Here is a 20,425-nt window from a genome sequence, read left to right as displayed (position 1 = left end):
AGAACTTGTCGCGCTGGCCCGTTTGCGATATTGGCGCGATTATTTGTGCAGCAATATCGCCCGATTCTGGTACAAAGCTTTGCGATTAAATCCCCCTATTCTTGTCCAAACACTTCACTGTTCGCCTATGCACCTCTCCTTACTACTCAATTCCACAAAAAATGGATATAAAAGAAAAACGATAACAGCGAAAACAGGAAGTAAGCTAAACAGGATAATTACTGGTATATCAAAGAAGATTTGGATCAGTAGTGGTAATAAAATAATTACAGTTAGAAAGCTGATCCTCTTTTTAGATTTCTGTGTTTGATATTGCTTTTCTCCGCAGTTAGGACAAGTCATTGCAGGGTCCAACGTTGTCGTTTTTTTATTGTTTGTTTCAAATTCCACTCTTTATTACAATTCTGGCAAGTCGGCATCATATCCCACCACCCTAAATCCAACGTCCATAATTAAATGTCCCGATTGATGAACGGACGCTTTATTTTTAGTATTCGACGTTACTTATAGCGAAAGACGGACGACTCCGAAGGGATCAGAGTGCCGTCTCAAGCGGAAAGTAACAAATTTCGCAGACGGTAAACAACTATAGCGCATGTCATTTGTTATTTTTCTACAACTGCTTTTTTGCCATGATATTCGCCATCATAAAAGAAGCTATTGCAAAACTAACTAAAAAGAAGGCAAGAAATAAATAGGCAGCCCCTTCAAATCCTCTAATTGTTACAAAGCCGATGTAAAATAGAATGATTGCGGCTATAATTGTTACGATTCCTGGTAAATTTCTTACAGGTAGTGAAAAATTCTTTTGGATTAAGCCCCAAGTGATCAACAATATAATACTTCCCGATATAACAGCCACTAGGAAAGGTGCTAAAACCATCATTCTAATCCGTCCCTCCATTTTTTAAAAATTCATTACTTTACTATTCCACTCTAGGTAACGACATCATCAATGAATAGGGAGATATTCTGTAGACCAGAATAGCCTGGAATCTGAAAGCTTCGTTTAATTATAAAATTCCATATGTGGTTTATGCTGTTTATAATAATCTAACCTAGATTGCAATGTACCAGTGTGAAATTCAAACTTATGTCCATCTGGATCAGTAAAATAAATAGACTTCTTATCTCTTTCATCTCTAGGACGGCCAGTTAAAATGTTTACGCCTAACCTCTCCAACTTGTCATATGCATTATAAAACTCAACTTCTTCTATCGTAAAAGCAACGTGGGTATATGAATGACTTATTTCATTACGAGGAATATCTTTTTCCAAATTAAGTGCCAACCAAATTCCATTTAAATCAAAATAGGCAGTGCTTCTCCCTTTAACCAGCAACTTAGCATCAAATATATCTTGATAAAATTCAATAGATTTATTCAAATTAGAAACAGAAAATAAAAATGATTAAGTCCCTTTACAAGCAACTATATCCCCCCCTAAATATTCACTCTCTATAATGGTCTTATTACTTTATCGACGCAGATCAATTACATTAAAATAGCTGCCGATGATGAATCATTTGGAAAGCAATTCTGCTTTTTCATAACTAACGAAATAAACAATTACTCAAGGTACATTTTCTAACATGAAAATTATTTTATGCGATTAATAAAGTAAGTGTCATATGAATCTTTAAAGACGTAACCAAGCTTTTTTGCTAATTCAACAGATTCAAAATTTGCTCCATCCCAACTTGGGTACTTCCCACTATCCAGGCAATCTAAAATCAGGGCAGCGGCCACTATAGTGGCTAAACCTTTTCTTCTATATGCGGGATGTGTAGCAATTTCAATCTCGATACCACTATCAAATACACTAAAAGATGTAGCTGCAGCAACAACTATACCTTCGTGTAGTATGGCATAGCCCACACCCCTTTTAATAAAATCATCCAAGGATTCAAACTGACTTACAAAATCCTCTGATAGATTATTAAAGGAAGGTGCAATTGCTATGTTGTTATCAACCTTCTTAATTTCGTAGCCTTCTGGTAATGAAGCCATTAAGTTAACTATGTGTATCCTATTTAAGTGCTCAGGGTTCTTTTCAAAACTGTATCGTTGGAACTTATCAATGGCACCACTATGAACTGTTTCTATACGATTTTTCCATTCATCAGAATCCACAATTGCTAGGGTGAATTCAGGGAGATTATATAGCATTTCTTCTGCTTCCTTTGTACTTGAATCACCTGCATAAAACACAAAAATCCCTACAGTTATCTGGGCAACCATTGGATTCTCCAGGTCATCCACCCAAGCAGTTCCCATATGACCTTGGAGATATGAAAGAACAATTGTGCTATCAAAACGTTTAAACATAGGTACTAATTTTTTCCTTACTTCAGCATTTGCTTCATAGATCATTAAATTCCTACTCTCGAAAATTTATTGTTGAATTATTATTCTACTCATCTTATATCATCATTGTTGGGAGCAATTATTCTTACTCAATTTGATTCTATTCGTTGAATAGCATGACTTACCTCACTTGCTTTGATTATATCAGAGTCACCTTACAAATTCTGTGATTTCTGATTATTAAATATCGCTATCTTGAAAACTGATAGAGTTCAAGAAAATGAAAAAAGCACCGAGCTTCACGGTGCTTTTTGTCACTCAAATCGTGTTATTTGATGTGTTTTCACTCTATTAATGAAAAGTTCGTTTGAATTGATCACGAGATAATGAATTGGATATGCCTGATGCTTTAGCCGCGAGACTTTATAAGCGATTTATCGTAGTTTATAATTACTGCTCTAGAGTTATGAGCATTTTCCATCATTCATGAGCACATATGGAGCTCTAAGAGCATTTATTTCTCTTTCTCAGGATTTACCCTTTGGATTAATCGATATATCAACCCATCTACCGTAAAAAAGAAGCTGCAGAGGCAAACATTTTCCACTGAAATCCTCTACAGATTTCATGGTAATACACATTTACGTGAACGTTGCATCAAGTGAGATCGCGTTCCATCTTATCTTCCCACTTCTTGTGGAACACTTCATTATCATTTTCCCACGCTTTCAATTCGTTAATGAGGTAGTATTGAGTTTTATCAGCAGTCATCTTAACTCTAATATAAACTTCTTATTATTTATAAAGCCTTCATGTATTCGTTACTTACAATTAAGGATTTACCTTTCCTCTTCAACTGCACTAATTGATTAGTGACCGAGTCGTTCCTACTAAAGGAACAATGGATAAATTTTAATGCTTAGCATGTTCAAACTTCAGAGTTTGATATCTTGAGATGCACTAATGACATATCCAATTGTCGATTCTAATTGATTGAGTGGGTCGAAATTACGTAAGTCTTCAAAATCGAGACCTGTTATTGCTTCAATCTTTAAAATTGGTACTTGATATGTTTTATATTCACCGTAAGCAAATTCCAAATCCTCAATAAGACTTTTTTGAGTCTGTAAATAAGCAGTTGCGGATAGGTTCCCATCTTTCTTAACAATGACAGCTATTTTCCAAAACTCTGCCGGTATCTGAATTCCTCTGTAAATAATGTCATCTATCCGAAAAACTGGTCCAGTAAACACTGTCACTTTAAGATTCAAGTTTTCGGCATTGTATAAAATATAATTCTCCAGATCCAGCCAACTTTTTTGATTCAACTTACTGTGCTGTGGAGCACAATTTGTAAAATGGAACGTATCCGCATTCCCCTTTTCCGCTGAATCTCCCCAAACAGGATCACGCCGACGGACAAGATGTCCCCTATCAAGTGAATTATTTTTATATAATTCAGGACCGCACTGGTACTCTACTTCCATTCGGGAATCAAAATACCAATTGTTATTACGGCCTATCTTCATCAATTGATTGCCGTCAATATTCACCACCGTATAATAGGCTAAACGGCGTGACTTACTCATAACAATTGAAAAATGCGTATAATGGAGAACACTGCTTCCGTCTTTTAACTGGGCAATATCCTGTTCAAGATCCGACCTGAACGCCGGAAGAGGAACTTCAAATTCTTCACCAAGAAATTGAACGTCATACCCGGTGGAACTTTCATACCATGAATCGCTTAACTCCTCAACTATGATCTCTTCAGTAGTATGATCGTGGACTTCCCAATCATTTATAATTTCATTCATTAACATTTTTTGATCATCACTAAAGCTGGCGCCTTGGTCCATAACAAACTGGATAATGCTACTTATGCGAATGCCTTCATTGGCTATGAATTCTGCCCGGTTCTTTGGATTTGGAACACCTGCATGGTGGAGAGAGATTACGATCCATTCGTCATTAAAGACTGGTGAACCAGAGGATCCAGGCATGGTATCTGTTGAGTAGTGAATAAAGTCGTCAAATACATCCATAATTTGATTCTCTCTAATCGCTACAGCTTTAGGTGCCCCTGATGGATGTTGAATAATTGATACACATTCACCAACCAATCCTTTGCCCGTTTGTGAGATGAGAGGCAAGAACCCAAAATCACTGACGTTTGTACCATCAGCAGACACTTCCTCTATCGAGACTAATGTAAAATCAAGCTTCTGATCCGTAATAAATAAACGTTTGGGTGCTAAATGGAAGGTTTTCATTGGACGTTCCTTTGAGTCAAGACCGACTTCATAGTTGAATTGTGCGACACTGTACTGAGCCGTTTCGTAGTCCTCCAAAACATGATTATTTGTAAGTAATAATGATGTTGATACAAGAAAACCTGTAGCATGTCCAAGAACCCTGCCTACACTATCACGGATTTCGATTCTACAAACGGATTTGGCCGCTCTTAGACCAGCTTCAAGATAAGAAATGGGAAATAGATCATCTTGACCAATAATACGCTCAATTGCAAGTCCATCATGCGGATCAATAATCGCTTTACGAAGTGCGACTCTTTCGGGAGTATCTACTTCTAAAGGACTTTTTGTTTTCAGTTCACTAGCAATTCTTTCGCGTTCACTAGAACGGGCGATGTAACGCTTTAATGCTTGTTGTCGTTGCAAATCTACAAGATTCATATTAAGATTTTGAAACTTATCCATACGTGTAATAGACATGTTTTCCCCTCCCTAAATTATTAGATCAAGCAATACAGGTTGAAGTGAAGATTTATTTTGACTCTGTTTTGGCTTCCCTGAGTAAGGCGCTTACTCTAAATTTATACTTGTATTCATATTCCCTAATTATAGGGTATTCAACTATTGTAAATATTCTAACATTTCTACTTTTTATTCTCTAGTTACCTTTTCAGTGGATATTAAAAGATTTTCGAACCAATAATAAACCATTATTTTACTTTATCCATTCGAAACCTTTTTCATTACCTTTATGTGGACCGTATGAGTGATATAGAGGGGTAAACATTTTAAGGTTATTGGTTTAAGACATTCAAAAAAACGTTCGGACACTTTTATGTCCAAAACGTTTTTATTTTTGCTTCCCTATATGATTTGGATATTCACTTCATAATTTATGAAAACTGCTTCTCCATAATTTTCCAGTTTACTAAAAATGCATCATTATTTCGATTTAGTTGAGGTGAAGTTATGAAAGGCTTTTAAACACTCCCAAAAGAAAAGAGGCGAAAAGCAAAGACAACATACGAAGTAATAAGCTAATTTCTATTACTTTCCGGTGGATGGATTGCTTTTATGATGGGGGCGTTGTCATCCATCTTTTCTTAACAAGAAAAAAGTAACCGCCCCCCCATCGGCAGACAAGTGGACAATTACTTTTTCTTTTTCGGCCAAATGCACTTTATCCAACTATTTACATAGTTGGACGATAAGTAATATTGACCAGTAATGCATCTATTATTCTATCATTCTGGGACTGATTTTTCAAACACTTATTTATTTTAAATACGGAGTCTTGTTTTTATATACGGAAAATAACCAGAAGGAGTAAAATATCTCACGCCTACATGCAATTGTTGACCTAAATATCTTCAGTCTTAGACATTGATTTTGAGATTAATCTTGAATTAATTCTTTTGTATCATATAACGTTTTCTAAATTTAAGACGACTTTATAGATAAACGACATTATTTTTAATATGCAATTTGGACTACAACTTGATAAATTTATTTTTTATCACAGTTATACTAGTGATTACGTTCTATATATTATACCTTTTTAATAAGTCTCCAGAATCAATTATTCATTATACCCATTATTTAATTAGACTGAATAATCAGACTGTGGTATAATTCACATGAAGATATACCAGTATTATCCTTGGTTTATAGTGGGTTTAGAATAAAATTTTATGAAGTTCTTGATGTGCAACAGATCGATAAGGGCGTAATTGGATTAACTCCTGAAGCAAGATTATTTATTGTAAACGTATTGAATATAAAGTGAATGTTGTCTTTATATCGTTCAAATAACATCAATGAACTAATCGAAGACAATAAAAAAACGAGATGTACCTTCCCTCAACTAAACAGGAAGGCTAGTCCCCGTGATTTTCTATAAATATTAAGCATATAAATACTGATTGTACATATACATAATAGTAGGGGGAACTATATAACTTCCCCCTACAGCAACTGCATCTAGATTTAAGTCCATTTACGAAGAATGCAGGACCGCTTGTTGGGCACTTCCAAAGTAAGGGAGGTGAAAACCAATGACAACATACGAAATACTAAGCTTACTTCTATCATTATCTGGTGGATGGATTGCTTTTATGTCGGTGTCGTTGTCTGCTATCTTTTTTTTATCGCGAAAGGAGTAACCGCCCCCCCATCGGCAGAAGTGTGGACAATTACTTCTTTCTTCTCGGTCAAATGCTTTTTTTCCAACCATTTACATCGTTGTACAGTGCTTAAAGATTTGTCATGCTTTTGTTTCACAGTTTAATAGTGTAGGACTGAGTGCTCAACCGCCCAGTCCTCATTTATTCTATGTTTTATTTTTTATAATATGATGAATTGCCGACGGATGTGCAATATATTTCGCCGGATGTATGGGTCTATCTAGACTTCTATTTTCTCAGTCATTGCTCCAAGAAATAAAAGATTCATTTCAATTCAATATATTGGTAGTGTTCAGTTTTAGTTTGTAGAAACACTATTAATAGAAACAACTAAATTAGTAATTCCTCTATATCAGTGACTATATGCTAAGGAGTTCCTTTTTAACCAAATTTCAGATAATCCAATGAGGAGGGAAAAAATGAAGAATTTTGCTCATGTAATTCCATTCGAAGTGATTATTCAAATGACAGAGGCCAATGAAGTTCCACCTGGTGTGAAATTAATTCAAGCACCCGCAATTTGGAAGGAAACAAAAGGAAATGGCATTACGGTTGCTATACTGGATACAGGATGCGATAGTAGACACCCTGATTTACAAGATCAAATTATAGGCGGTCGGAACTTTACGGACGATGATGGAAGTAATCCCGACATTTTCCTCGATTACAACGGTCATGGCACTCATGTAGCTGGAACGATTTCCGCACAGGAGAACGATGAGGGCGTTGTCGGAGTAGCTCCTGAAGCAAGTCTGCTTATTATAAAGGTATTGAATAAAAAAGGATCCGGGCAATATGAGTGGATTATCAATGGTATCAACTATGCCATTGAACAAAAAGTGGATATAATTTCCATGTCGCTAGGTGGTCCAACTGATTTGCCTGAACTTCATGAAGCGGTAAAAAAAGCGGTTGCTAATAATATACTCGTAGTTTGTGCAGCTGGAAATGAAGGCGATAGCGACGATTCAACCGATGAATTCGCCTATCCTGGCTGTTATAACGAAGTCATTTGTGTAGGTGCTATTAATCTTGAAAGAAGACCTTCCGATTTTTCCAACTCTCATAATGAAGTCGATCTAGTTGCTCCGGGTGAAGAAATTCTTTCTACGTATTTAAACGGGGAATTTGCAACATTAAGCGGAACTTCAATGGCTGCCCCACATGTCTCTGGAGCTCTTGCCCTCATCAAAGGGTTGGTCAACAACAGTTTCGGTAGAGAACTTACAGAGCCAGAGCTTTATGCCCAGCTAATAAAAAGGACCGTTCCACTAGGTTTCTCACAAAAGATTGAAGGGAATGGGCTCGTTTACTTGACGGTGCTTGAACATTTGACAGGTATACTTGAGCGAGAAAGTAAAGCTGTGGTTTTGAGTTCACAATGATTTGAACAAATTGCGGTTCACTAGCTTTTTTCAGACATCTATAATTACAAAAAGGTGTCCTATTATGAGTGAATAATCCAGCTAATGTGGAAAGGAAACATTAGTTGTTTACTTTTCTGATGAGATTCTTAAAAACATGGGTCTTGGGCTCTCGTCTTTTAAATAAGGAGTAATTTTCAACATTGGTCGCGATATAATAATTTGGATGTACCTGATGCTATGACCGCGGGACTTTATGAGCGATTTATGGTGATTTATGATCACTTTTCAGGAGTTATGAGCACTTTTTTGGATTTATGATCACTTTTCAGGAGTTATGATCAGATTTTTAAATTTATGAGCATATCTTGGAATTTATGAGCATTTTTCATGATTTATGAGCACATATGGAGCTCTAAGAGCATTATTTACTTATTCTCAAGATTCCCCTTTCGATTATTCGCTATAACAACCCATCCATCAAAAAAAGAAGCTGCAGAGGCAAACAGTTTTCACTGAATTCCTCTACAGCTTCCTTGGTAATACGATTTTACGCGAATGTTACATTAAGTGAAATCGCGTTCTATTTTTTCTTCCCACTTCTTGTGGAACACTTCCTTTTCATTTTCCCATGCTTTCAATTCGTTCATGAGGTAGTAATGAGTTTCGTCCGCAGTCATCGTACTCTTTGTTTCCAAGTACGTCTGCCACTCGTCTTTACCGACACTTAACGTCCAATCGCATTCTACGCGCGCACTGAGTGGATCATTTTCTCTTATGGTATAGACATTTCGATTGGTGCTTCCGTATTCGAGTCCATTGCTATGCAATTTTCGCTTGCCTTCATCTGAAAAGTCATCTAATGTCCAGACTCCGGTTGCTGCATCTTGCTTCACTTCTCGTGTACGACCTGCTTCACGCAAAATGTCCTTCTCTAGTACTTCCGCTGTTTCCGCTTGAGCAAAAGGTTTTAACGTCTTATCCAGATCTGTCGGATTTCTAAGTGGCAAGACTAGTGATGTTTCTTCTCCAGTTTCAACTGTGAAGGTAACCGCTTCAGGGAATGGCCAAATGTGTGGCCAATAGTTCGGTGACACCGCAAGTTGCCAATGGTGACCTTTTTGCAACGTATGACCGATGACATTCATCTTCACTGTTACGTCGTAAGGTTTTCCTGGTTCTAAATAACTTGGGTTCTCATCGCTATCGCGGTGTGTAAGATTTAACACGCCCCACGTGATACGCGTCGAAGAACCGTCGGGCGCAACATCATTGAGTCGGACAACTAAATGTGCAGCTTTTTTATCTGAAGTAATTCTGCAACGGAATTCAGGTTCACCTAGAATTGGTTCGTCTTTTTCAACAGGTGCTGCATCGAACACTACTGCCATGCCATTTTCAATTCGCTGATCCGCTGGTAGGTCCCCTGGCTGGCCAAATGGACAGAATACGCCTGCATACAATCCGTGTTGTTGAACGGAAGATATGATTACTTCTTTCCCGTCAGCTGTTTCACTCAAGTTTTTTCCATTTAAGAACAGTTGCTTTTCTTTAACATTTGCTGGTGGCCATTGTTCTTCTGCCACCCAGTGTCCTGGACGATATAAATACTCTGTTTGTGGTGGAACGCTATATTGCATATAAACGCGAACCATCGGCTCATCCATGATGCCTGTCCGTTCGTCTTTTAGCCATTCATCCCACCAACGGACCGCTTCTTGTAAGAATCCGATTTGTGGACCTGGTACCGCCATTTCAGGATACTCGTGTGCCCACGGACCGATTAGACCTTTTTTCGGCCCTTTTAAACCTGTTAATAATCTTGGAATCGCATTCGTATAACCATCTGCCCAGCCGCCAACTGCAAAGACTGGAATCGTTACATCATCGTAATTTTCAATGACTGAACCGTGTTTCCAGTAAGCATCTCTGCGCTGATGACGCACCCATTCTTCTGCATATGGAGGAGTCAGTTCCATGCGCTCCAACCAATTTTCTCTCCACGACTCGCCCCTGACTTCAGGATATTGCGGACGTGCATTATACGCAAACATTGTACTAGCCCACCAAAGCATATCTGAGGCAAGCATTGCGCCCCCTTTGTAGTGGACGTCATCTGCATAGCGATCATCTGTAGAACACAATGTGATAATCGCTTTTAGTGCTGGATGTTGGCGCGCTGCGATTTGGAGTCCATTGAAGCCACCCCATGATTTACCGATCATCCCAACACTACCTGTTGACCATGACTGTTTTGCAATCCAATCCAATACTTCTAATGCATCATCTTGTTCTTGCTTCAAGTATTCATCATACAAAATGCCGTCTGAATCTCCAGTTCCTCGAATATCGACCCTTATGCTCGCATATCCGTGCCCTGCAAAATATGGATGACGTAGAGAATCACGCAATGCAGTAAATTCGTTTTTACGGTAGGGTAAGTACTCAAGAACTGCTGGGACCTGTGTTGTTTCTGCGTCTTCCGGCAGCCAAATGTGTGCAGCCAATTGTGTTCCGTCTGAAAGCGGAATCATGACGTTCGATAATTCTTTCGTTTTTTTCGGGAAGGTCGTGCGGATTGTACGATTTGTTTCTCTTACGTTAAATACCATGAGAAATGCCTCCAATTATTTGTTTAGGTTTTCATTTGGAAAATCTTCGCGCAACCATCTTACGAGTGAAACGAGAAGCAAAATATAGATGATGAAGATTGGAACTGCTACTACGACTGCCGAGGTTTGTATAACACGGAGACCTCCTACTAGTAGCAACGAGATTGACAGTACTGCAAGAATAGCGCCCCAAATCATTCGGTGCCAACGTGCAGGATCTTCACCAGGCTGTAATTCTTTCGTTGCAACGGCTGCTAAGATGTACGTTGCAGAGTCCATCGATGTCGATAAGAAAATAACACCAACGATCACAAAGAATGGCAACACGAGTACATCTAGCGGTAGAGAACGAAGGATTTCGACGACAGCTGCTGGTCCACCTTGTTCAGAAAGTGTTTTCGCAATATCGGCAACTCCTTGTAACTGCAAGTTCATAGAATAGCCACCGAAGACCATGAAATAGACCCAGCCTCCGATTGACCCCCACAATAGCATATGGGTGATCAATTCACGCAACGTGCGCCCTTTGGAAATCCGGGCGACGAATAATCCCATGAACATTGCAGTTGCAGCAAACCAAGCCCAATAGAACACAGTCCAACCTTGTGGGAATCCGCCTTGGGAAATCGGATCTGTATGAAAACTCATGAACGTGAAGTTTTGAAGCATCAATCCAAAACTGTTCGAGAAATACGTAAGTATAAACGAAGTAGGTCCTGCGATGAAAACAAAGAGAGCAAGGGCAATTGCTAAGTAGATATTCAAATCACTTAGTCTTCTAATCCCTTTTTGTAAGCCTAGGTAGGCACTCGCCGAATAGATAATAGTGATGAGTGTGACGATAACGGCATCCAATCCGAGAGACGGTTCAATGGAAAATATGGAGCCGACAACAGCAGAAACCATTGGAACACCAAGTCCTAAAGAAGTACCAAGACCACCTACTAAACTCCAAATGACGAGGACATCGATTAACTTTGCTACCCAACCATCTGCATATTTACCAAGAGCTCCTCTTAGTGCAGTACTGATTTTAAGAGATGGACGTTTCTTCACAAAGTACGAGTACGCAATTACGACAGTCGGAAATGCATAAAGTGACCACGCTGAAATACCCCAATGGAACAATCCATATGTAAGTGACCATTCTGCAGCTTCATTGGTCCCAGGTTCAATTCCAAACGGCGGACCTGAAAAGTACGAAATCGGTTCAATCATTGCCCAATACATAATGCTTGTTCCCATTCCAGCGGTAAACAGCATAGCGCCCCAACTGAAACTAGAAAACTCGGGTTTTCCCTCCCCTAATTTAATGCGACCAAATTTACTAAACGCCAACCATATTAAAAATATAAATAGCCCAAATGTGAGAAATTGGAATGCCCAGTCCATTTTAAACGTAATGAACGTCATGACGTCATCCAGGACAGGTTCAGCACTTTCTCTAAAGACTACTAGCAACACAGTTGCCAGTAAAATGAATACTATTGACGTCCAAAATACGAAAGGATCTAATTTCGTTTTTTGCATCCTTCAACCCCCTTTTGTTGTTTCACAAACGCAACTTTGATAACGCTTTCAAATAACGTATTTCAATTGTTATTGAACAAGATTTGTGTAGTCAAAAAAGATTGCGAGTTCTTCATTCTTAATTTATAATCATGATTATCTTGTGAACGCGTTTATACTATCAGAATAAATTCGCAAGTACAAGTATAATGAATTAGACTGGTAGTATTGTACAATTACTGATAACTGAGAAAAGCGAGGCGCTTTATTTGGATAAGAAAATGCTTCAAAAGAGTAGAATGTGGAAGTACTTTGTCGAGGCCGCCACTGAAATCATTGAAGAAGAAGGTGCGAGAGCAGTTACAATTCGTAAGGTTGCAGACCGTGCTGGTTATAATAGTGCAACCATTTATAATTACTTCGACGAGTTCTCACACTTGCTGTTTTTCGCATCGATGAGATTGATGAAGGATTATACGGTTGAAGTGACGAGACGCATGAATGAGGAATCTTGTGCCTTAGATCAATATGTAACTGCATGGGAATGTTTTTGTGAATATTCGTTTAAACAACCAGATATCTTCCACTCAGTTTTCATCCGCGATCTAGGAGATAATCCCGACCATTTGTTGGAGAAGTATTATGAATTCTATCCAGCGGACTTAGTGGATGTTCCTGAAGAAATCAGAATGAGTTTACTTGAACAGAATGTTGTAAAAAGAGGCAATCCCATCTTGAAAAGAGCTGTGGAGCAAAGCAGTCTAGATGCAGATAAAACCGAGTCGCTCAATGAAGTCACTATTTTAATTTGGCAAGGAATGCTAATGAATTTCCTTAATAATCGCATTGAAGCAACTCCTGATGAAGCTGCAAGTCGAACCATGTTCTATGTAAAAGAGATTATCAATCGGTTGAAGTCCGAATAAAACATATAAAAGCCATGCGGATTCGCCGCATGGCTTTTTTCAAGAGACGAGCAACAAGTTGACATGGTCCGCTTTGTCTTTCTCAGTCATGACGAACTGGATCTCGTAGTTTCCTAATTCATATATATAACTCGTTTGATTGGAACCTTTCAGCATTCTTTTTTCATCTGGGTTACCCAATTGTTCTACTAAATCTTTTGAACTGATGCCACCTAAATTTGTTTGTCTTTCAACGTTCGTTCCAAGGTAACGTGCTTCAACTAATAGACCCTTTTCATTATATCTGAGATCATAGGAAGCTTGCCCCATTGACCCGGTATATCGATCGAATGTGTCCTGGCGTTCAGGCTTTCCAATTGTATTATAGACGTCAGTTTGAGTGGTTCTCCCCACGTAGAAGTTATCATTTAAATGATATACTTTCCCTTTCTTTCCATCTAAAACTAAGTCGTTCAATGTATCAATTGCCATTTTCTTTTGTTCTTTATCAATTGACTCATCAGCAGTGCCTGCTTGGCCAGATTGCCCTTGGTTATCATTTTCTTCTGACGCTGATGTTCCATCGCTGTCTTGTGCTTCATCTGACTGGGACTGTTCGTTATTAGAAGTCTGATCTTCTTCATAATTTTGACCTCCAGCGTTTCCATCTGTTTCATTTTGAACAGAATCGCCCATTTCCTGTTGGGTGGAATTGGTTGTTTCGTCCGTTGGAGATGCAGAACAGGCAGCTAGACCGCCAGAAAGTAATATAGTGAGTAGCATAAGATTTTTTTTCATAATCATTCTCCCTCCTATATATGGATGTTTACCTTTCTTATTTTCCCTGTTCACTTTCAAATACACGTAAAACGAAAAAAAGAGCTAAAATAGCTCTTTCAATCTACATCACCAAGTATAGGATTCAATCTGACCAATTGAATAGGTGATGCCATTCCATGTAGTTGTGTCGTGAATTCCGTTACCAATCCTAAATCCGCCTTGACTTCCAGCTCATCGAAAAGTTTCTTTTTCAACACAATGTCTCCCCCAGCGCTCTGTTGTTGAACACGCGCTGCCATGTTAACAGTTCTGCCAAAGTAATCTAGCACACCATTTGCATTGACCGCAATCACTGGCCCCTCGTGCAAACCTATCTTAATAGTGACCGGATTATTCAACATTTTGTTCAGGGAGGACACAGAGGATTGTATATCAAGCGCTGCTTCCAACGCATGAATGTTAGAAGAGAATGCCGCCATAATCGAATCTCCTATTGTTTTTACAATTGTTCCATCATGGGAACGAATTAGATTGCCAAGTGAGGTGAAATGTTTTTGGACATCACTATATGCGCTTGCATCCCCAACCCGTTCATATAACTGAGTTGAATCCTTCAGATCAGTAAACAGAATGGTCAGCTTACCTACCCCGATTTGCATGCCTGGCGCAAGAACTTCTGCGGGTAGCAAATCCCGGAACAACTGAAGTGAGGTTACTTCACGTGCTGTAAGCGCATATTCATCCCATTTCGTCTCTTCAAATGCCACAACATATTCTTCATCACTCGTGTTAACAATTGAAATGTCTGAACTTTGCATGAGAAATTGTTCGACAATACCATTAGGTTGAATATGTATTTGGGAAGATTCGATGTTTGGTTGATAGGTAAATGGAACTTTGAAATTATGCTTCACCACCCGGATTTGCATGTCCTTAGGAATACTAGTCCACGGTACATGTGTCGTCGATTGAGGCGGAATCCGAAACTGTCCAATTGTATGTGGTGAATTAGTTGGTCCGTTTATGCAAAACGTTACTTTGTTCGTTTTTCGAATCGCACCGTTCACTTGAAAAGTCATTTCTACATAGTTTTCAAAATCAAGTTCGAAGTCCACACCGCATAGATCACAATGCACCGTTTTTTTCACATCTTTTAAGACGGAGGCATGATCTTTAGCGACTCGACAGTTCGGGCACATCAAACTCCATTCATAATCCAATACCCCGGCTTCACTCGCAAACAAGAATAGACGAACTGCTTGTTGTTTAGTAAATCCATGTTCAAATGCCCATCGATAGGGCTGAATTGACGACACAGCTACATCTGATTCTGTTCGAATGGTTCTAATGAGCGCTTTGACAAGTGCCTGATCAAGCGATAATTCGTTCAAGTGGTGTTCTGCATCAAGCAAAACGCGTTCATCTATTTGAATGGCTTTCTGTTCTCTTGCTGTTGGCATATGCTCCTTTGTCGCTGCAGCGTCTTCGACATAAGTAAATGTTTGAAGGAGTTGAGGAATAATTCCTTTTTTTAATGCCACTTTTCCTAAAAGAGAACGATACTCAAACAATCCTGTAAGTGTCAACTTCGTTTCTTCCTCGTCCACTTTCGTAACTGACACTTTCCAAATCGCACGCTCCACTGGCCCTTTCGTATAATTACGCTCAACCGTGTAATAAGATTCACGAACCCATTCAAATACGTTTTCATCCCATTCAACCTCTATCAATCCATAAGCTTTTCCTTTTGCTTTTCGAATGAGCTGTTGGGTCCTGGTTCTAAAGGGAGTAAAGTTGACTGGAAACAATCCGAGGTATCGGTTTAAGCGATTGGTATCGGAAACTAGCTCCCATACTACTTCAATTGGCAATTTAACTAGACGGGTTTCTACTATTGAAATAGTTTTTGACACTTACACTTCACATCCTATCGGTATAACTATCACGAATTGCGACAAATTCATCTAAATGGTCTAGAAATAGATCTATTAACGTAGGATCAAATTGTTTGCCCCGTTGCTCAGACATGTACGACACGATTTTTTTAAGCGGCCAAGCCTTTTTATACACGCGGTCACTACCTAGTGCGTCAAATACATCAGCGATTGCGGTGATCCTTCCAAATATATGAATCTGTTCTCGCTCCAAACCTCTAGGATATCCGCCGCCTTCCCATCTTTCATGATGCTCGTAAGCGATAATGGCAGCTGTTTTTAATAATTCACGCTCTGATTTCCGAAAAACATTATATCCAACGACTGTATGCAACTTCATTTCTTCAAATTCTTCGGGCGTTAACTTTCCAGGCTTCAGTAGAATTGAATCGGGTGTTGCCACTTTTCCTATGTCATGCATGGGAGATGCGTAACGAAGAAGAAGCGATTGTGGTTCAGAGATACCTGCAAGTTGAGCCAACTTATAAGAATAGATTGCCACACGTTTGACATGATTACCGGTTTCTTGCGATCGACTCTCGCCTATTTCCCCCATCGTTTCTATAATTTCTTTTTGCGTTTCCAGTAACTCGTTATGTAACATGAACGTATCAAGAGATTTACCAGCATACGTTGAGGCAAATGATAACAACGTTTCATCCTTTTTTGTAAAGTGGGAATCTCCAAGCTTATTAATAGCCTGGAATGCACCAATTATTTTTCCTTCTTGGTTAGTGAATGGGATACACAGTATAGAACGTGTATGATAACCTGTTTCCTGATCGACTGCAGTATTGAATCGTTCATCTAAATAAGCATCTTCTACATTAATCACCGTTCCGGCTTGTATGCTTCTTCCCACAAACCCGCTCGTATCCGATATTGTAATTCTTTCTACCCCATGACCTGCGACCGTCCAAACAGTCTGCGATATAGATTCATGGAGCCAAACGGTACATCGATCTGCCTGTACTAACTTTGTACCTAAATCAGCTAGTAACAATAGCATCTTTGCAATGTCTGTTTCAGTGGACATTTTCCCCATATATTCAAAAATAGTAGATAAAAGTAGATCTGACTGTGGAAATTCAGAGGAGTCAGGAGTCGTTAATGCAAGTGATTTTTCCATTTACTAATTCCTTTCTAAAAAACTGTTGTCACGTTTCTCTCTATTTGTAATAATAGTATCATGAAACAATCATAAATACACAACTAAAGTCATTACTTTCAATGAAAAATCAGTAACACGGAGGTAACAACGTGACATTGTTCTCATATTTAATAATAGGGCATCTGATTGGCGATTATTTACTGCAAACGAGTTGGATGGCTGCAGGAAAAGCCACAAAGTGGGCTCCACTCTTAACCCATTGTTTCGTTTATACATCGGCTGTAAGTGTTGCATTTTTAATAGGCACAGGAAGGATTTCTTTATGGGTTGTTGCCATTATTTTTGTGAGTCATGTCATTTTGGATCGCCGTCGTTTTGTTGCATGGTGGGCGAAGACGATAATGGGCATAAAAGATGGAGAACCTGCGTGGCTGATAATTATGGCGGACCAAGTCTTTCATATTATAGTACTTTCCATCATTGCACACATTTGGGGATAAGAACGACAAAAAGAAGCAGAGCCTAGTGCATCTGCTTCTTTTTGTGGGGAAGTAATTTCATATTTAGGTTTAACTGATTAACTGCTGTACAAGTTTTTTGTTACGTTCTTTGAAGACATCATTGTGCGAGCTCACCATGCCTGCCTGGGATGCTTTTGGATCTAAATACATTTTGGCACTATTTACAGCGTTTGCAGCGTCTTGAAATGCCCCCGCGATGAGATTGACTTTACTTTCATGGAAAAGGACATCTCCAGCAGCAAAAATCCCAGGAACTGAAGTCCCGCTCATCGGTGTTCCAGCAATTCGGTGGTCGTTTGTGAGCTCAAGGTTCGCTTCGCTGCCTCCTATTAATGAGGTATCCACTTCATATCCATGGTTAATGACCACATCGTCAACTTCCAGAGTCAATCCGGATTCTTCTAGACAATGTTTTAATTCCACTTTTTCGATTGACTGGTGATCAGCTGATGCTATCAATTTGTCAATCCTTGTATTAAAGTGGCACACTACTTGACTCTGAAGCAATTGCTGAACTTGTGCTTCATGTCCGTTTAAATCACATTTCCGATATGTTAAAATCACTTCTTTGGCAATAGGTTCTAGCTCATTAGCCCAGTCGATTGCAGCATTTCCGCCACCTGATATCAGGACACGTCTTCCTTTGAAGTGTTGTAGTGATTTTACTGTGTAATGTAAATTCGAGACTTCGAACCGCTCTGCACCTTCTATTTCCACTTTTTGTGGTTTTAGAATACCTCCGCCAACAGCAAGAATGACTGTTCTGCTATAGTGTTTAGCACCAGAAGCGCTAGTCAAGACAAAATTTCCTTCATCATCTTTTTCAATTCCAGTTACTTTTTCATTCAAAACAACTTCGGGGTTAAACGTCATGCCTTGCTCCACTAGCTTATTAATCATTTCAGCTGCAGGTGCTGGTGTGACGCCGCCAACGTCCCAAATCATTTTTTCTTGATAAACATGTAGTTTCCCACCTAGTTCCGGTTGAAATTCAATGATTTTGGCGGACATTCCACGTAACCCACTATAAAAAGCAGCATATAATCCTGCAGGTCCTCCGCCAATAATCGTCACATCTACAATTGTTGCTTGAGACATACTTCATCCCCCTAAATTTATATTTGACTTCTTTAGGATCACTCTTTATAGTAGCATTATACCGATAATGAGAATCATTATCAACGTTTATTGTGTATAAAAGATTGGAGTGCTCCGAATGGTACGTTTGGCAACTGAAAATTTACAGATTGCTTACGGTGAACAAATCATCGTGGATGACCTATCCGTTACGATACCGAATAAGAAAATAACTGCGATCATCGGGGCTAACGGATGTGGAAAGTCGACTTTTTTGAAAGGGATGACACGTCTCATTCCCCGCCATTCAGGGAAGGTATTGTTGGATGGGGGAGATATTGCTGATCATAAAACAAAAGCGCTTGCTCGAAAAATGGCAATTCTTCCGCAAACGCAAGAAGCTGCGAGTGGTCTAACAGTGTCGGAACTCGTTTCTTATGGTAGATTCCCCTACCAAACAGGACTAGGACGGTTGACAGCAACTGATTTCGATGTCATTAACTGGGCTCTTACTGTTACAAATACGGATTCTTTCCGTGATCGTCAAGTGGATGCTCTTTCAGGCGGTCAACGTCAGAGGGTCTGGATCGCAATGGCGCTTGCACAAGAAACGGAAATCATTTTTCTTGATGAACCGACAACCTATTTAGACATGGCACATCAGTTGGAAGTTCTTGAACTATTACAGAAATTGAATGCTGAGCAGGAACGAACCATTATCATGGTGTTACATGATTTAAATCAGGCTGCCCGCTTCGCTGATTATTTGATAGCGATGAAAGATGGGAAGGTCATTAAAGCGGGTTCTTCTGAAGAAGTAATAGAACCTACAACTTTGCGTGAAGTTTTTAGGATTGACGCAGAAATCGGAATGGATCCGAGAAGCGGTAAACCGATGTGTATTACATACGATTTATTAAAAGGAGATTACTAACATGAAAAAGGCACTATTATTCTTAACTCTTGCACTGGTTCTTGTTCTAGGAGCTTGCTCTTCTAAAAATGAGGATGCTTCCAAGGAACCTTCAAAAGACGGAGCCGCGAAAGATTCAGGAACGATTACCTATGAATCTGAAGATGGCCCAATAGAAGTTCCAGCAAATCCACAGCGCGTTGTCGTTTTGTCATCATTTGCAGGACATGTTATGTCACTTGACGTTCCTATTGTCGGTGTGGACTCTTGGTCAAAAGATAATCCTCGATTTGAATCGAAACTGAAAGATGCTGAAGTAGTGTCTGATGAAGATTTAGAAAAAATCATTGAACTGGAACCGGATTTAATCATTGGACTATCTCCATTGAATAATTTGGATCGGTTAAAAGAAATTGCTCCCGTGGTCACATTCACTTACAATAAAGTCGATTATTTGACTCAATATGTTGAAATCGGTAAGTTATTGAACAAAGGTGAGGAAGCTCAAGAATGGGTCACTGATTTCAAAACGCGTGCACAAGAAACTGGCGAAGAAATTAAAGCGAAAATCGGTGAGGGTAAGACCGTTTCAGTTATTGAAAACTTTGACAAGCAGCTCTATGTATATGGAGATAGCTGGGGACGCGGAACAGAAATCCTATTTCAAGAGATGAAGCTACCGATGCCTGAAAAAGTCAAAGCAGATGCATTAAAGGATGGTTATTTCGCTCTTTCTTCTGAAGTACTTCCTGATTATATGGGAGACTACGTTATTTTAAGTCGCAATAACGATGGCGATAATTCCTTTATGGAAACTGAGACATATAAGAATACTCCAGCTGTTAAAGAAGGTCATGTATTTGAAGCTGAGTTGAGTGAGTTCTACTTCAACGATCCTCTAACGCTTGAGTATCAGCTTGAGTTTTTCAAAGAAAACTTTTTAAAGTAATCGTT

At 39.1% G+C, this 20,425-nt stretch carries 15 protein-coding genes and 1 pseudogene; 5 read left to right on the top strand and 11 right to left on the bottom strand.

All coding sequences use genetic code 11. The annotated features are described in order from the left end of the window. Window positions 1-114: 114 nt before the first annotated feature. From RL70_RS17580 to RL70_RS10720, 5 genes and pseudogenes are all read right to left on the bottom strand, one after another. Entirely contained in the window at window positions 115-342 is a 228-nt protein-coding gene (locus tag RL70_RS17580) for a TIGR04104 family putative zinc finger protein (RefSeq protein ID WP_231567263.1), read from the bottom strand. 271 nt (window positions 343-613) lie between these two features. Further along, window positions 614-886 (bottom strand): hypothetical protein, encoded by a 273-nt coding sequence (locus tag RL70_RS10735; protein WP_039043392.1) that lies wholly within the window; start codon window positions 884-886, stop codon window positions 614-616. A 123-nt stretch (window positions 887-1,009) separates the two neighbouring features. Further along, window positions 1,010-1,431: pseudogene (gene fosM, locus RL70_RS10730) on the bottom strand (FosM family fosfomycin resistance protein). A 168-nt stretch (window positions 1,432-1,599) separates the two neighbouring features. Further along, window positions 1,600-2,373 (bottom strand): GNAT family N-acetyltransferase, encoded by a 774-nt coding sequence (locus RL70_RS10725; RefSeq protein WP_039043391.1) that lies wholly within the window; start codon window positions 2,371-2,373, stop codon window positions 1,600-1,602. A gap of 869 nt (window positions 2,374-3,242) precedes the next feature. Next, complete coding sequence (locus RL70_RS10720; RefSeq protein WP_039043390.1) at window positions 3,243-5,042, bottom strand: DNA/RNA non-specific endonuclease; 1,800 nt, start codon at window positions 5,040-5,042, stop codon at window positions 3,243-3,245. Between the two features lie 2,122 nt (window positions 5,043-7,164). On the opposite strand from RL70_RS10720, the gene RL70_RS10715 reads away from it, so the two are divergent. Then, the gene (locus RL70_RS10715; protein ID WP_039043389.1) at window positions 7,165-8,130 is read left to right on the top strand and encodes a S8 family peptidase; all 966 of its coding nucleotides are present in this window, start codon (window positions 7,165-7,167) and stop codon (window positions 8,128-8,130) included. Between the two features lie 545 nt (window positions 8,131-8,675). Here RL70_RS10715 and RL70_RS10710 read toward each other — a convergent pair. Together RL70_RS10710 and RL70_RS10705 are read right to left on the bottom strand one after the other, a co-directional pair. Further along, window positions 8,676-10,721, bottom strand: coding sequence for a CocE/NonD family hydrolase (locus tag RL70_RS10710; protein ID WP_039043388.1), 2,046 nt, complete (start codon window positions 10,719-10,721; stop codon window positions 8,676-8,678). Between the two features lie 15 nt (window positions 10,722-10,736). Then, window positions 10,737-12,251 (bottom strand): BCCT family transporter, encoded by a 1,515-nt coding sequence (locus RL70_RS10705; RefSeq protein ID WP_039043387.1) that lies wholly within the window; start codon window positions 12,249-12,251, stop codon window positions 10,737-10,739. Between the two features lie 248 nt (window positions 12,252-12,499). Here RL70_RS10705 and RL70_RS10700 point away from each other — a divergent pair, with 248 nt between their 5' ends. Continuing rightward, window positions 12,500-13,156 carry a TetR/AcrR family transcriptional regulator gene (locus tag RL70_RS10700; RefSeq protein WP_231567262.1) on the top strand — a complete coding sequence of 219 codons (657 nt, stop codon included), beginning with the start codon at window positions 12,500-12,502 and terminating at the stop codon, window positions 13,154-13,156. A gap of 39 nt (window positions 13,157-13,195) precedes the next feature. Here the strand turns inward: RL70_RS10700 and RL70_RS18220 are convergent, their stop codons facing one another. The 3 genes from RL70_RS18220 to RL70_RS10685 form a co-directional block, all read right to left on the bottom strand. Beyond that, window positions 13,196-13,933 (bottom strand): DUF4309 domain-containing protein, encoded by a 738-nt coding sequence (locus tag RL70_RS18220; protein WP_052245908.1) that lies wholly within the window; start codon window positions 13,931-13,933, stop codon window positions 13,196-13,198. Between the two features lie 98 nt (window positions 13,934-14,031). Beyond that, window positions 14,032-15,828 (bottom strand): adenylate/guanylate cyclase domain-containing protein, encoded by a 1,797-nt coding sequence (locus RL70_RS10690; RefSeq protein ID WP_039043386.1) that lies wholly within the window; start codon window positions 15,826-15,828, stop codon window positions 14,032-14,034. Window positions 15,829-15,835: 7 nt separating this feature from the next. Then, window positions 15,836-16,978: an HD domain-containing phosphohydrolase gene (locus RL70_RS10685; protein ID WP_039043385.1), complete on the bottom strand. Its 1,143-nt coding sequence runs from the start codon at window positions 16,976-16,978 to the stop codon at window positions 15,836-15,838. A 131-nt stretch (window positions 16,979-17,109) separates the two neighbouring features. Here RL70_RS10685 and RL70_RS10680 point away from each other — a divergent pair, with 131 nt between their 5' ends. Continuing rightward, window positions 17,110-17,460, top strand: coding sequence for a DUF3307 domain-containing protein (locus RL70_RS10680; RefSeq protein ID WP_039043384.1), 351 nt, complete (start codon window positions 17,110-17,112; stop codon window positions 17,458-17,460). A 69-nt stretch (window positions 17,461-17,529) separates the two neighbouring features. On the opposite strand, the gene RL70_RS10675 is transcribed toward RL70_RS10680, so the two are convergent. Further along, entirely contained in the window at window positions 17,530-18,579 is a 1,050-nt protein-coding gene (locus RL70_RS10675) for an NAD(P)/FAD-dependent oxidoreductase (protein ID WP_039043383.1), read from the bottom strand. Between the two features lie 118 nt (window positions 18,580-18,697). Here RL70_RS10675 and RL70_RS10670 point away from each other — a divergent pair, with 118 nt between their 5' ends. Further along, a complete protein-coding gene (locus tag RL70_RS10670) occupies window positions 18,698-19,492 on the top strand; it encodes an ABC transporter ATP-binding protein (protein ID WP_039043382.1) in 795 nt (264 codons plus the stop codon). A 1-nt stretch (window position 19,493) separates the two neighbouring features. After that, on the top strand, window positions 19,494-20,420 hold the full coding sequence (locus RL70_RS10665; RefSeq protein ID WP_039043381.1) for an iron-hydroxamate ABC transporter substrate-binding protein: 927 nt from the start codon (window positions 19,494-19,496) through the stop codon (window positions 20,418-20,420). Window positions 20,421-20,425 lie beyond the last annotated feature (5 nt).

Source organism: Sporosarcina sp. ZBG7A (assembly GCF_000813425.1).
Taxonomy (GTDB): Bacteria; Bacillota; Bacilli; order Bacillales_A; family Planococcaceae; genus Sporosarcina.
This window is presented reverse-complemented; position numbering and strand designations above follow the sequence as displayed.